This is a genomic window from Rhizobium sp. Leaf311 (assembly GCF_001423445.1).
Lineage (GTDB): Bacteria > Pseudomonadota > Alphaproteobacteria > Rhizobiales > Rhizobiaceae > Agrobacterium.
Genome location: NZ_LMNZ01000020.1, coordinates 319,302 through 332,296 on the forward strand (window position 1 = coordinate 319,302; position 12,995 = coordinate 332,296).

The window sequence follows — 12,995 nt, forward strand, 5'->3', positions numbered from 1 at the left end:
GCCGTTGGTGCGCTGCGGTTTTCAGTTCAAACCGTCAGGTCGCCCGAGACTTCAAGTTCAAACTGCATCTGGTCGTAGCCCGGTTCCACGTGCTCAGGTGTTTCGCGCATGACTATGTCATAATCGAGAGGCGTATGCATGTGGGTCAGGATGGCACGGCGGGGGCGAAGTTTTCCAATCCACTCCAGCGCTTGCTCCATGGAGAGATGGCTCGGATGATAGCGATATTGCAGCGTATCGATGACCAGCACGTCAAGCCCGCTCAACTTTAAAACGGAGTCCGCCGGAAAGTCGCTGACATCGGTGCAATAAGCGACGGAGCCGATGCGAAATCCGAGTGAGTGCGTGTCTCCGTGCTGCTGCATGTGCGGCACGAAAGAGATCGCCCCGCCGTCACCCGTAATGGTGATTGGCGTGTCCAGATCCTCGATCAGATGAGGCGCGACGATTGGCGGATAATTGCTGCCCGGCGGCGTTTCGAGGCAGTAGGGAAAGCCATCGCGAATGCGCTGCATCGTCGCTACGTCCGCATAAATGGGGATTCGCTTGCGTGTCGAGATGAAGAAGCCGCGCAGATCGTCTATGCCATGTAGGTGATCGGCGTGAGCGTGGGTATAGAGCACAGCGTCGATATGCGTGACCCTCGCAGCAATCAGCTGCGTGCGTAGATCAGGCCCTGTGTCGATGACGACGGTGGTGGTACCGCCATCCGGTGCAATCTGCTCAACCATGAATGCGGCCCGGGTGCGCTGGTTCTTGGGATTGTCGGGATTGCAATCGCCCCAATCCCCGTTGATGCGCGGCACTCCGGGAGACGAACCACAACCGAGTATCGTGAACCTCCGCCGAAAGTCTGCCACAGCTACACCTTCGTCATCTTGGAGAAGCAGCGAAATGCATTCTGCGTGGTCAGTTCAGCCATTTGCTCGTAGGAGATGCCGTGAACCTCCGCCAGGACTTCTGCCGTGTTGACGACATAGGAGGGTTCGTTGCGTTTGCCGCGCCAGCGCTTCGGTGCGAGATAGGGCGCGTCCGTTTCCACCAGCAACCGGTCCACTGGTATGGTGGCTGCGATGTCGCGAATGTCCTGAGACTTCGGGAATGTAAGAATGCCGGAAAACGACACGTAACCGCCGAGTTCTACGCCGGCTTGCGCCAACGCCGGCCCCGCTGAAAAGCAATGCAGGATGAAGGGGAAAGCACCCTTCCCGCTTTCTTCCCGCAAAATCGCAATCATGTCGGCATCAGCGCTGCGGCTGTGGATGACGAGCGGAAGTTGGGTGATGCGCGCTGCTTCGATGTGGCGTCGCAGGCCGGTTTTCTGGTCTTCCGGCTTCTGCGTGTCGTAGAAATAGTCCAGCCCCGCCTCGCCGATCGCCACGATCTTTTCATGGCTGTTGGCAAGCCGGACCAGATCGTCAGCGGTAATATCGAGTTCTTCGTCGGCATTGTTGGGATGCGTGCCAACGGAACAGAAGACCGACGGGTATTTCTCCGCGATCTTGAGCAATTCCGGCAGCCGGGCGACGCGGGTGGAGATCGTCACCATCTGGCTGACGCCGGATGCGTGAGCGCGTGCGATGATATCGTCGCGCTCCGCATCGAAATCGGCAAAGTCCAGATGGCAATGGGTATCGATCAGCATCTGCGTTAAGCCTCTGGCGCCACATAGCGCGGGAACACCGGCTTTGGTGCCTCAAGCGGAGTGCCGGGAACGAGACGCCCACCCTCACCCAAAGCTGCGAAGTCGCGCTTGTCGGCGGGTGCGGCAACGAGGTCCAGCAGCTTTTCACAGGAGCCGGGCATGAAGGGCTGCAGCAGAATGCCGATCTGGCGAACCACCTCTGCCGTCACGTACAGGACTGTGCCCATGCGCTCCGGGTCGGTCTTTTTCAGAGCCCAGGGTTCCTGGCCCGCGAAATAGCGGTCCGTTTCGGAAACGACGGCGATAATGGCGGCCAGCGCCTTGTGGATCATCTGCCGGTTCATTTCTTCGCGGCATGTTGCCTGCAGGGCATCAGCCGCGGCCAGCATCGCCTTGTCTTCATCGGTAAAGGCGCCGGGTGTCGGTACCTGTCCGTCGCAGTTCTTGACGATCATCGACAAGGAGCGGCTGGCGAGATTGCCGATACCATTTGCCAGATCTGCATTGATGCGGGTGGCGATGCCCTCTTCGCTGTAGCTGCCATCCTGTCCGAAAGACACTTCGCGCAGGAAGAAGTAGCGCACCTGATCCAGACCAAAATGGTTGACCAGATTGACGGGATCGACAACGTTGCCAACCGATTTCGACATCTTCTCGCCCTTGTTGAGCAAAAAGCCATGGGCATAGACGCGCTTCGGCAGCGGCAAGCCGGCGCTCATGAGGAATGCAGGCCAGTATACCGCGTGGAAGCGGATGATATCCTTGCCGATGATGTGAACGTCGGCAGGCCAGTACTTGGCGCGCGGGCCGTTTTTGTCTTCGATATAGCCAGTCGCGGTGATGTAGTTGGTCAGTGCGTCGACCCAGACATACATCACGTGCTTTGGATCATCCGGTACCTTGATGCCCCAATCAAACGTGGTGCGCGATACCGAGAGGTCCTTGAGGCCGGATTTGACGAAGGAGATGATTTCATTGCGCCGCTCTGCGGGACCGATGAAATCCGGCTGATCCTCATAGAGCTTCAACAGCTTGTCCTGATATTCGGACAGCTTGAAGAAGTAGCTTTCTTCCTCGACCCATTCGACCGGCGACCCCTGGGGTCCATAGCGAACGCCATCGGCGCGGACTTCCGTCTCGTCCTCGGCGCAATAGGCTTCGTCGCGCACGGAATACCAGCCAGCATAGCTGTCCTTATAGATGTCGCCCTTCTGCGCCATCAATTTCCAGATGTTGCGCGACGTCTCATGGTGACGCTCTTCCGTTGTACGGATGAAATCGTCATTGGAGGCATTGAGCAGCTTCCCCATTTCGCGGAACTGATCGGAGTTGCGCTGTGCCAGTTCTTCTGGCGTGATGCCCTCGGCGCGCGCCGTCTGCTGCATCTTCTGGCCATGCTCGTCCGTGCCGGTCAGAAAGAAGACATCCTTTCCGTCCAGACGCTGAAACCGCGCCATGGCATCCGTCGCGATCAGTTCATAGGCATGGCCGATATGCGGCTTGCCATTGGGGTAGGAAATCGCTGTTGTGATGTAGAAAGGTGTCTTGTCTGTCATGACGCTCGATCGATTTTTACGGACTGTTTTTGAGATAGACCGCTCTTAGCCTATTGTTCGCACAAGCGAAAGCGAAAGCCGTAAAATTGTCCGGCTTCAGGCCGAGCGCATATCTTCAAGGATGGAAAGCACCATCTGCTTCTTGTCGAGATTATAGGCCTGAGCAATTGTGATGCGCTCCGTCAAGGATGACGACAGGCGGGCGTGGCGCTCTGCGGTGCTGAGGTCTCCAGCCATGGCCGCCGCCCTCGCCCGCTCCATCAGCGCTTCGGTCGCATGTTCCATGAAGAAGCCGAGCACGATATCACCGTCTTTTTGCGCCAGAACATCCGCCAGCTTGTGCATCTGCTTGCGGGCTGAAGGCCCGGTCGCCGTCATGACCTCGCCGAAGACATCGATAATATCCGAGCCGCCGTAATTGAGCAGTTTCAGCGCCTGGGAAATGCTGCCCTTGGATGCTTCCAGAAGCGTATCGCGCTTTTCCGCAGACATGGAAAGGCCCAGATGCTGAAGTGCCTTTTCCATATCGTCATTGCCCAAGGGAGCAAGACGCAGCGGCATACAGCGTGAGCGAATTGTAGGCAGCAGCTTTCCCGGCGCATGGGAAAGCACGAGGAACAGCGCCCGCTTCGGCGGCTCTTCAAGGATCTTAAGGATCGCGTTTGCCGCATTGCGGTTAAGGTCGTCGGCCGGGTCGATGATAACGATGCGCCAGTTGCCAGTGCCAGATGTTTGCGAAAAGAAATGCCCTGCCCTGCGTACTTCGTCCACCGTAATAGCCGACTTTACCTTGCCGGTTTTCTCATCGACTGGTCGCGTCAAATGCAGCAGATTGTGCGACGCACCAGATGAAATTTGGCGGCTGACGACAGAGTCCATATCGGGGTCCGCCAGCCGCTCCGGCGCTTCCGATGGCTCCGGGTGAGACAGGACATGGTTGGCAAAGCGAAAGGCCAGCGTTGCCTTGCCGATGCCTTCCGGCCCCTCGATCAAAATGGCATGGTGGCCTTTACCCGAGCGATAAGACTGCGCGAGAAAAAGCTCGGCCTCTTCGTGGCCGAACAATCTGGTGTTTTCCTGTGGCGCTATTGCGCCATCCAGCACGCCCGGTGTCTCGCTCATTCCGCTACGTCCGAAATGGCGGCCAATTTGGAAACCATTGGCTCAACGAAGGACAGCACGTCTTCCGCCACCTTTTCCTGCGGCTGTTCGGCATTGACGATACGACAGCGGCGCGGCTCGTTGAGTGCTATGTCGAGATAGGCTTCGCGGCGCTTCTCATGCGTTTCCAGCTCTTCCTTTTCGAAGCGATCGGGTGTCGCGCCAATATCGGCACGTTTGCGCGCTCTCGCCAGTCCTGCCGTGGCGGCAATGTCGAAGATCAGGGTCAGGTCCGGCATCGTCCCATCGATTGCGATGCGTTGAAGTGTCTCGATGAATTCCGGCTCAAGATTGCCTGTTGTGCCCTGATAGACGCGAGAGGAATCAAGGAAGCGGTCACACAGAACAACCGCGCCTCTCTGCAACGCCGGACGTATGACCTCTTCGACATGGTCATTGCGCGCGGCGGCAAACAGCATTGCTTCCATTCGCACACCGAAGGGTTCGGCAGCGCCCGAGAGAAGAACATGCCGAACTGCCTCCGCGCCGGGAGATCCGCCCGGCTCCCGCGTCACGACGACTTCAAGCCCACGCGCACGCAAGGTCTCGGCAAGAACGCGAATCTGGGTGGATTTGCCTGCGCCCTCTCCACCTTCGAAGCTAATGAACAATCCGGTATTTTCGGGCAATGTTTCTTCCTGACTACAGCACTCTATGCCGATTTGTATTTAACGCATATCGCCCGGTTGCGAAACCATGAAGACTACAGCCAGAAAAACAGCAGTTCTTTCAATGCGCCAGTCGCGTTCTGAGTGAGTGTGCCCTTGGCGACTGCCTGTTGCGTGTAAAGCGGTACCTCACGCAGAAGCTTCTCTCCAGAAAATATTCTCAGCGTTGCGGCCTTGTGATCAGCTTCAAGCGGGGCGTTGAGCGGCCAATTATAGACGATGCGACCCGAAAGTCTTTCGGGATTGTTGATCGGCACCAGCACGCTGACGTCCTCATGCACGGCAAGATCAATGGATGACACCGCCCCGCCATACACGGCAATTGTCCCGACGGCCTCTTGATCCTTGAAGAGATTGCGCTTTTCGAAAGCCGTCAGACCCCATTCAACGACGCGTCGCGCCTCTTCCTGTCTGGTCTTGTCATCCGGCAGGCCTGCGAGCGCGAGATAGATGCGCCTGCCGTCACGTTCTGCAGAAACCACCGTGGAGAAGCCTTGACCCTCGGCAAAGCCAAGGCCCATCCCGTCTATACCATTGCCGAGAAGCGAGTTCTTGTTTCGCTGGAAAATCCGGTTCCATTCGAAGTCTGGCTTGCTGAACAGGCCGTAGCGATCGCCGAAGCTGCGATGAATGTGGCTGGCGAGAACCACCATGTCTTTTGCGGTGGTCTGGCTGACCTGATCGGGCAATCCGGTTGAGTTTGCGAAGGAACTATTGGCCATGCCGAGCTCTTTCGCCCGAGCTGTCATCCTCTTGGCAAATGCGCCGTCGGATCCCGCCATCCCCTCTGCCACAATCAGGCAGCCGTCATTCGCGTTCTGTACGATGATGCCCGTCAGCAGGTCATTGATGCTGACCGAGGATTTCAGCGCTGCAAACATGGTGGAAGTGCGTGACGGCGCGCCGCCAGTACGCCAGGCATATTCGGAAACCGGATAGCTGGTTTCAGGGCTTACCTCACCCTTCGAAAGCGCGCTGACAACGAGCTCCACCGTCATGAGTTTGGCAAGGGATGCGGGCGGAAACGGGGTGTTTTCATTGACCGAAAGAAGGACCGTGCCTGTCTCTGCATCGATCATATAGGCCTGTTGCGCCTTGGTAACGACCGGGGCCGTCTGCGCATTCGCAGCCACTGCACCGATGTTCAGACAAACGGCAGCCATGGCAGCAGATCTAAGATATCGTTTGATTGTTTCGCGCATCAGGACGTTGCCCGCCGTCATAAGTTGTTAAGCCTGCGTGACCTGGTTTGATCGACGTTGCCGCCCCGGCGACACGCCTCTCCAGAATCATGACGCAGGCTGGCATAGTATGCGCAACACTTCGAAAAAGGGCAAAGCTCAGCGAGCCTTGCCCTGCTTGTTTTTCACGAATGAAAGGATCGACTGTTCCGTCAGTTCAACACGTTTGACGAGAACGGCGTCAAATGCGCTTGCCGACTTTGAAACAGGTGCATCCTCAGAATAGGCAGAGGCAAATCGTGCCGAGGGTGTTGGCGCGCGAAGATAGTTGCCCTCCGGCCGTTCAGTGATGAATGGACCGATTTCCGGCAGGATAACGAACTGCTCAGCACCCTGTCCCATGACAGGGGCTGGTCCATTGACCAACGGCATGGCCTGCAGTGCCTGGCTCTTCTTGGAGCCGACCAGTGCCATCTGCGCGGAGCCGCCATAGGCGGGGCTCTGCGGAATAGGAATATTGTTAGGCGAAGCTGAAGCAACCATCACGCCTGTTGCGATCTGGCCCTCGGGGTTGATGCCCGGTCCACGCGCGCCCTTCGGCACGTAGGATGCCATCAGATACGGCATGTCATGACCATCGAGCGGAGCACGCCCGACATATTGAACGCGGACACTGGCAGTGCCCGTCCGCTTCATGTCCAAAAGATCGGCCGTCTTGCTGGACACGTCGATAAGGCGACCCTCGTGGAAAGGCCCACGGTCGTTGACGCGAACGATGACGGAAGAGCCGTTCTCGACATTGGTGACGCGAGCATAGCTGGGCAGCGGAAATGTAGGATGGGCAGCCGACAGGTGTTCCTTGTCATAAGCCTCACCATTGGCCGTCAAACGCCCATGGAATGCAGAACCGTACCAGGATGCCAGGCCGGATTTGTCGTAGTTCTGTTCTTCCTTGGGGAAGTAACGGCGGCCTTTGACGGTGTAGGCATTCCCGACGAGGAAACGACCGCCGCCCTTGGGAATGTTTGCACCATCAGCCACACGCGGGCTTGCCTTTACGCCATACTCGGACTCGGAAAAATATTCCTTGCTGCGCTTCGGCTTGGTCTCAGTTTTCGACGTCGTCGAACAGGATGCTGTCGCTGCACAGAGAACGGCAAGGCCGAGCCATCTGGCGCTCACACCAACTTTCATAAACGTGGAATTCAAATCCTATGCCCCGTGCTGCTGCTGGATTGTCTTTCGACAACCCCTCTCTCGCCTCGATGGATATGCCCCTGACACCGAAGCACCTAACAGGCCCTTAATCTTGCCCGTAACATGGCGAAATTGCGAATGGCACATGCGATTTCGATAAAATTGTACGTAACGTGGTTAACCATTGGTTGACGCCCAGCCTGTGGAGACCTTGCGCATTGCGCCTTCAGATGGATTGACGGAACGACGCAAACAGTTGTAAAGCCTCGCTGGAAACGGATGGGTGTCCGAGTGGTTTAAGGAACCGGTCTTGAAAACCGGCGTGCGGGAGACCGTACCGTGGGTTCGAATCCCACCCCATCCGCCAGCATGTTCAGACTGCTGAAATTAAGGCGTCCCGTTGGCGCGTTGCCTCCACAATCATTGATAGCAAGCGGCTGCTTTCGTTGTGGCAAAGCGGGTCACGTGCGTTTTACGGTCGGATCGACAGGCACCTTGGGATCTCGTCAAAAGCAGTTGTGAGTCCAGTGCAGCCCTTTATAAGGTGCGCTTAAAACGGTGATTCTTGAAAGGCGTTTGCAGTATGTGGATTGAAGTGACGGCGGTGAGTAACAATCAGAAGCTGGCTATCAATTTTGATCATGTCACGCAGATTTCTCCGCTTTCCCAGGGCACGCTGGTGCTGCGGCTTGGGAATGAGCGGGTTCATGTCATGGAGAGCTATGACTATATCGTCGCCCGTCTTCATGCGGCGGCGCCGAAGTAAGGTTATATGCCAGCAAAAACGGCGGCGAGAGCAAGGGCCGCCGGCACGGATTGAACGAACAGGATCTTCCTGCTGGCCGTCGCGGCACCAAACAGCCCCGCGACAAGGATGCAGGTCAGGAAGAATACTGAAAACAGGTATCCCTGCTCTCCTTGCATCAAGCCGAATAAGAGACCTGCGGCGAGAAATCCATTGTAGAGCCCCTGATTGGCGGCCAAGACCTTGCTGGACTTTGCAAATTCTTCCGTGAGGCCGAAAGCCCTGCGCCCTGCGGGTTTTGTCCAGAGAGCCGTCTGCAGGATCAATATATAAATATGCAAGACGGCAATCAGCACGATCAATAGATTGGCAATCAATATACGCCCTCCTCGACGCTTTGGCGCGCCGAGGATGCGCCTCGGGCATTTAACCCGAAGCGAGCTTCGACTGCGACATTTATGGCTTCAGCAATACCTTGCCGGACTTACCTGAAGCTAGCGATGCCTTGACCGCCTGGGAAATGTCGGCAAGGCCATATACGCCCTCCACCGGAAGAACGATGGTGCCGCTGGCGACATGCTGGATCAATTCGCCGATCAGGCGGCGGCGTGTGTCCGGCTCCATGGTGCCGATGACTGTGCTGCCCCAGAACCCCTTGATGGTGAGCTGCTTGAAAATGACCGGTCCGGAGGGGATCTGCATGGGTTCGCCCGTCATGCTGCCAAAGGATACCAGCAAGCCGTCCTCTCCCAGAAGCTCGACAATATCCTTGCTGGCAGAGCCTCCGATGGAATCAACACCCGCTTTGATGGGCTGTTCCCCGGTGAGCGTCCGCACGGTCTCCCGCCAATCGTTTTGTGCCGTGGAAACGGCGTTCTTGATGCCAAGCTCTTCGAGCTCCTTTACACCTTCATCGCGCCGGACAAGATTGATGACATGAATGCCCCGCGCCTGTGCAAGCATGGCGACAGCTTTTCCAACTGCACCATTGGCTGTGTTCTGGATGATCCATTGATTCGGTTTGACGCCGAGAAATTCGAGTAGCGCCATGGCGCTGAATGGCATGGCGATAAGTTGGGCTGCGGCTTCATCGGATATTGCGTCTGGCACGGGCACGAGGCCTGCAGCAGGAGCAAGGAAGAACTCGGCCCAGGCACCGTGCACGCCGGCGGCTGTAACGCGCTTTCCAATCAGCGCGCTGTCTACGCCCTCGCCCACTGCCTCAACCGTGCCCACCGCTTCGCTGCCGCCGACTGCACCCGGCAATGGCGGCTTGTAGCCATAGCTTCCGCGCACGGTCCAGATGTCATGATTATGTATCGGCGAAAGTATCATGCGGATAAGGACCTGGCCTTTACCCGGTTCTGGCGTCGGGGTCTCTGCAAGGTGCAATACGTCTTGAGGCTCTCCGAAAACGTCATGAGATGCAGTGCGCATGTCTTTATTCCTTTTCTTGAAAATGAATTGTTGGCTGAGTTTTCACTGAATAATGCGGCATTGCTGTGAATGTTGAAAATGGCGGATTTTCAAAAGAAAAAGCCGACCTGATGGCCGGCTTTCGAATTCTATATTGGCTTGCTGCCGACAGCCTTAGCGGCAGACGCGGATGCTTTCCATGTGCCAGCCGCCGTCATAGGCGTTGCGGACCTGGCGGTCCTCAAACCAGCAGCGCGGTGGCGGTGGTGGTGGCTCGACATAGCGCGGGCCGCTGTCCCGGGCCAAGGCGCCACCTATGAGGCCGCCAAGAACGCCTGCAGCAATGCCGCCAGCGATAACCCGGCCATCATGGTCACGATGTCGGCGAGGCGGATCGCGATAGGGTGGCGGCGGTGGACCGCGGCGATCATAACGATAGGGACCATCGTAATATTGTGCCGATGCGGTCTGAACACTGGCTAGAACTGCGCCGCTTGCGATGACACCGGCAAGCGCTGTGAGAAGAATCTTTTTCATTGCGGGCTTCTCCATGTGAGCCGAACCATTGTGCGGTAACGCCTCAATATGCCCGTAAAATGGCACGCAATTGATGAACAAGTGCTGAACGCAGGAGGCCGGCGATGCCATCGTCTTCCCCTCGGTTTTAACCTTTTGTCAGGAGGCGTACCGTTAGCCGGGACACTGACCTTTCGCGTCAAGGTTATAGTAGCTATGCGTCAATTGCTTCCTCCACGGGAGGAGCTCCCAAGTCCTGAAAGCCAATCAGGCAACATCTTAGCCCCGCCTCTGTGGTGGGGCCTTTTTTTCTTGGCTAATGCGCTGAAATCTTTTTTTCAGTCGACACGCAACCGATTTGCATTTCACCAGTTATGCGACCGAGACTAAGTCTCGGTTCCCCTCTCGACTATGACCCGCCATGAGCGGGTTTCTTTTTGCAAATTACGTCAAACCTACTGACGCAATTATTTCTGGAAGCGTACCGCACTGGCGTGAAGTGCACTACTGGCTAGGCAAAGCTCGTATTAATATCCGCGCATCGCTCAAGGGCCTTGCCCGTTTTTCCCCGAGCGACCAACCTGCCCCGCTTCGACATGCGGGGCTTTTTTGTTTCTGGAGACTTCGAAGGCTAAGAGCGCAGATAGATGGAGGTGTGAACGTCTAGTCCGGGCTGTGCATTGCGCCGCTCGTTCAGCAGGTCGCGAAAAAGCTCGACAATCGCGGGCGGCAGGTTTCTGGAGAATTCGTCGAATATCTCGTTGGCTCTGTTCCACGAATAGATGGCGACCAGCGTGAAGATAAGAAGCAAAAGCCAGGGCCACAGCGGTTTGCGTCGTCTTTGAACTTCTGTATGACGCTCGTCGGTCATTGTGCAAACACCTTCGATTGCTGCGTTACCTGTTTTGGTATCGAGGTTCTCCGCCAGGGGCATAGGCGGCTTTCTGCTGAAAACGGAAGATGTTTCCACACTGCGCACAGCGTATCATGTATTCGGCGGGATTGCCCGATGGCCGTTCTGCCCGAAAGCCAGCTGGCATTTCATCTATACGAAAATCGACATCCGAATGGCTCTTCTCATCGATCTCGGATGCCTCGGCAAAGCCACTGTGGCCGCATTTGGAGCATTCTAGTTTCCGGGAATATCGATCGCGAGAAGCCATGGTCCGTCCTTTGGTTTCGGGACAGGTAGCAACAGCAGGTCGGCAGTTCAATAGATATTGCCTTTCTGTTGCCCGGTTCACACCGTCTTGTTTTCACACACGCCCAGCATTTTATCGGCTTCAGATACCATTCATAAACCACTTGGTAACGCCATCGCTCTAAAGTTGGCAGTTGAAAAGTCTGGCGGGGCGTGTCGGACGGAACAGTGGCATGCGATTAATGAGTTCAACCGTGTTGAAAAAACTATCTGAGGTACTAGGGCGCGCGGTAAGCGCCAAGTCTTTCGTGAAGGTTTTCATGTTTGCGATGGCTATGGCGACGGCAACGACCGCCACCACGCAGATTGCGAAGGCTGACCCCAAATATGCGGGTATCGTCGTGGATGCGAAAACCGGCAAGGTTCTTTATAGTGAAGATCCTGATGGTTTGCGCTATCCAGCCTCGCTGACCAAGATGATGACGTTGTACCTGACGTTTGAGGCCTTGAATGCTGGTCGCTTCACGCTCGATTCGCGGGTTCCGATTTCCGCGAATGCTGCCAAGGAGCCTCCTTCGAAGCTTGGAGTTCGGCCGGGCAACAGTATTACTGTCGAGCAGGCGATTCTCGCTCTGGTGACTCGCTCCGCAAACGATGTCGCTACGGCACTCGGTGAGTATATTGGTGGGTCGGAAGAGCGTTTCGGTCGCATCATGACTGCCAAGGCTCGCGCTCTGGGAATGACGCGCACCACCTATCGCAATGCGCATGGTCTGCCCAATACGGCACAGATGACCACCGCTCGCGACCAGGCTCGCCTCAGTGTCGCTCTGCGCCAGCATTTCCCGCAATATTATGGGTACTTCAATACCCGCACGTTTACATTCGGCAAGCAGGTCATCGGCAACCACAACAGGCTTGTCGGAACTGTTCGCGGTGTTGATGGTATCAAGACCGGTTATACCCGTGCAGCCGGAAGCAATCTGGCGACATCCGCGCAGCTCGATGGCCGCTCGATCGTTGCTGTCGTGCTTGGTGGACGTTCCAGTGCCGCTCGCGATGCAACGATGCGCAAGCTCGTGGCGGAATATCTTCCGAAGGCGTCGCGTGGTGGCGAAAGCAACCTTATCGCAGCAACGCCTTCCGCGCCGATCGAAGAGCCAGTCGCGGTTGTTGCAGCGGCTCCTGCTGCCAGCGGCCTTCCAAATGCCGGTCCGGTTCCGCAGGCCCGTTACGCAGATGAGACTCCGGTTTCCGCCTTTGCGCCTGCCCCTGCAAATGCTGCTGTTGCGGCAATGGACATGGCCACCCGCAACAAGCAAGCCGTTCGTCCTACGCCAGCCGCACCGGTCAACATGAAGCCTGACCGCTCTCTGGTGACGAATTCGACGAAGGTCGATAACATCGTGACGGCATCGACGGCCCCTGCCCCATCTACCTCCGCAAATGCTGGATGGGTCATACAGATTGGCGCCTCTCCTGACGAAGGCTCTGCACGCAATCTGCTCCAGTCCGCACAGGACAAGGGAGGCAGTCTGCTCCGCACGGCAAAACCTTTCACGGTCGCTTTCAACAAGGATGGCGCCCAGATGTATCGTGCCCGTTTCGGCGGCTTCGGTGACCAGAACCAGGCGGTGAACGCTTGTAATGTTCTCAAAAAGAAAGGCATCAGCTGCTGGGCATCGCTCCAGTAAGCGGAAGACGTTTCGGGAGCCGGTGATGCTGATTCAAATTCATGGCCGGTTCCTTTCCTCGAATTGTATTGTGTA

Annotated in this window: 15 protein-coding genes and 1 tRNA gene; 3 read left to right on the forward strand and 13 right to left on the reverse strand. The window is 56.8% G+C overall.

All coding sequences use genetic code 11. From position 1 onward, the window contains the following. Positions 1 to 26 precede the first annotated feature (26 nt). From ASF69_RS18355 to ASF69_RS18385, 7 genes are all read right to left on the reverse strand, one after another. Positions 27 to 860 (reverse strand): MBL fold metallo-hydrolase, encoded by an 834-nt coding sequence (locus ASF69_RS18355; RefSeq protein WP_062589646.1) that lies wholly within the window; start codon positions 858 to 860, stop codon positions 27 to 29. 2 nt (positions 861 to 862) lie between these two features. After that, positions 863 to 1,645, reverse strand: a complete 783-nt coding sequence (locus ASF69_RS18360; RefSeq protein ID WP_062589647.1) for a TatD family hydrolase — start codon at positions 1,643 to 1,645, stop codon at positions 863 to 865. 5 nt (positions 1,646 to 1,650) lie between these two features. Continuing rightward, positions 1,651 to 3,201: a methionine--tRNA ligase gene (gene metG / locus ASF69_RS18365; protein WP_062589648.1), complete on the reverse strand. Its 1,551-nt coding sequence runs from the start codon at positions 3,199 to 3,201 to the stop codon at positions 1,651 to 1,653. 96 nt (positions 3,202 to 3,297) lie between these two features. Further along, entirely contained in the window at positions 3,298 to 4,323 is a 1,026-nt protein-coding gene (locus ASF69_RS18370) for a DNA polymerase III subunit delta' (RefSeq protein WP_062589649.1), read from the reverse strand. After that, the gene (gene tmk / locus ASF69_RS18375) at positions 4,320 to 4,991 is read right to left on the reverse strand and encodes a dTMP kinase (protein ID WP_062589650.1); all 672 of its coding nucleotides are present in this window, start codon (positions 4,989 to 4,991) and stop codon (positions 4,320 to 4,322) included. Before tmk ends, ASF69_RS18370 begins: the two co-directional genes overlap by 4 nt. 74 nt (positions 4,992 to 5,065) lie before the next feature. Then, entirely contained in the window at positions 5,066 to 6,232 is a 1,167-nt protein-coding gene (locus tag ASF69_RS18380) for a D-alanyl-D-alanine carboxypeptidase family protein (protein WP_062589898.1), read from the reverse strand. A 138-nt stretch (positions 6,233 to 6,370) separates the two neighbouring features. Beyond that, entirely contained in the window at positions 6,371 to 7,420 is a 1,050-nt protein-coding gene (locus tag ASF69_RS18385; RefSeq protein WP_082469780.1) for a septal ring lytic transglycosylase RlpA family protein, read from the reverse strand. Between the two features lie 265 nt (positions 7,421 to 7,685). Here ASF69_RS18385 and ASF69_RS18390 point away from each other — a divergent pair. Both ASF69_RS18390 and ASF69_RS18395 read left to right on the forward strand, forming a co-directional pair. Then, positions 7,686 to 7,775, forward strand: a tRNA-Ser gene (locus ASF69_RS18390). Between the two features lie 237 nt (positions 7,776 to 8,012). Further along, positions 8,013 to 8,174, forward strand: a complete 162-nt coding sequence (locus tag ASF69_RS18395; protein WP_156462111.1) for a hypothetical protein — start codon at positions 8,013 to 8,015, stop codon at positions 8,172 to 8,174. A gap of 2 nt (positions 8,175 to 8,176) precedes the next feature. Here ASF69_RS18395 and ASF69_RS18400 read toward each other — a convergent pair whose 3' ends face one another. The 6 genes from ASF69_RS18400 to ASF69_RS23815 form a co-directional block, all read right to left on the reverse strand. Then, positions 8,177 to 8,530, reverse strand: coding sequence for a DUF1304 domain-containing protein (locus ASF69_RS18400; protein ID WP_200939106.1), 354 nt, complete (start codon positions 8,528 to 8,530; stop codon positions 8,177 to 8,179). Between the two features lie 79 nt (positions 8,531 to 8,609). Continuing rightward, complete coding sequence (locus ASF69_RS18405; RefSeq protein ID WP_062589653.1) at positions 8,610 to 9,590, reverse strand: zinc-binding dehydrogenase; 981 nt, start codon at positions 9,588 to 9,590, stop codon at positions 8,610 to 8,612. A gap of 153 nt (positions 9,591 to 9,743) precedes the next feature. Then, positions 9,744 to 10,106, reverse strand: a complete 363-nt coding sequence (locus ASF69_RS18410; protein WP_062589900.1) for a hypothetical protein — start codon at positions 10,104 to 10,106, stop codon at positions 9,744 to 9,746. Beyond that, on the reverse strand, positions 10,103 to 10,288 hold the full coding sequence (locus ASF69_RS23810; protein WP_348271383.1) for a CxxxxCH/CxxCH domain-containing protein: 186 nt from the start codon (positions 10,286 to 10,288) through the stop codon (positions 10,103 to 10,105). Before ASF69_RS23810 ends, ASF69_RS18410 begins: the two co-directional genes overlap by 4 nt. 428 nt (positions 10,289 to 10,716) lie before the next feature. Next, a complete protein-coding gene (locus ASF69_RS18415) occupies positions 10,717 to 10,956 on the reverse strand; it encodes a hypothetical protein (protein ID WP_082469781.1) in 240 nt (79 codons plus the stop codon). A gap of 25 nt (positions 10,957 to 10,981) precedes the next feature. Continuing rightward, a complete protein-coding gene (locus ASF69_RS23815) occupies positions 10,982 to 11,248 on the reverse strand; it encodes a hypothetical protein (RefSeq protein ID WP_082469782.1) in 267 nt (88 codons plus the stop codon). Between the two features lie 211 nt (positions 11,249 to 11,459). On the opposite strand from ASF69_RS23815, the gene ASF69_RS18425 reads away from it, so the two are divergent. Then, a complete protein-coding gene (locus tag ASF69_RS18425) occupies positions 11,460 to 12,920 on the forward strand; it encodes a D-alanyl-D-alanine carboxypeptidase (RefSeq protein ID WP_062589656.1) in 1,461 nt (486 codons plus the stop codon). Positions 12,921 to 12,995: the final 75 nt, after the last annotated feature.

Coding starts and splice junctions, on each gene's coding strand:
- ASF69_RS18410 (WP_062589900.1), bottom strand. CDS start 10,106: ATGAAAAAGATTCTTCTCACAGCGCTTGCCGGTGTCATCGCAAGCGGC.
- ASF69_RS23815 (WP_082469782.1), bottom strand. CDS start 11,248: ATGGCTTCTCGCGATCGATATTCCCGGAAACTAGAATGCTCCAAATGC.
- ASF69_RS18360 (WP_062589647.1), bottom strand. CDS start 1,645: ATGCTGATCGATACCCATTGCCATCTGGACTTTGCCGATTTCGATGCG.
- ASF69_RS18380 (WP_062589898.1), bottom strand. CDS start 6,232: ATGCGCGAAACAATCAAACGATATCTTAGATCTGCTGCCATGGCTGCC.
- ASF69_RS18370 (WP_062589649.1), bottom strand. CDS start 4,323: ATGAGCGAGACACCGGGCGTGCTGGATGGCGCAATAGCGCCACAGGAA.
- metG (WP_062589648.1), bottom strand. CDS start 3,201: ATGACAGACAAGACACCTTTCTACATCACAACAGCGATTTCCTACCCC.
- ASF69_RS18405 (WP_062589653.1), bottom strand. CDS start 9,590: ATGCGCACTGCATCTCATGACGTTTTCGGAGAGCCTCAAGACGTATTG.
- ASF69_RS18425 (WP_062589656.1), top strand. CDS start 11,460: ATGCGATTAATGAGTTCAACCGTGTTGAAAAAACTATCTGAGGTACTA.
- ASF69_RS18415 (WP_082469781.1), bottom strand. CDS start 10,956: ATGACCGACGAGCGTCATACAGAAGTTCAAAGACGACGCAAACCGCTG.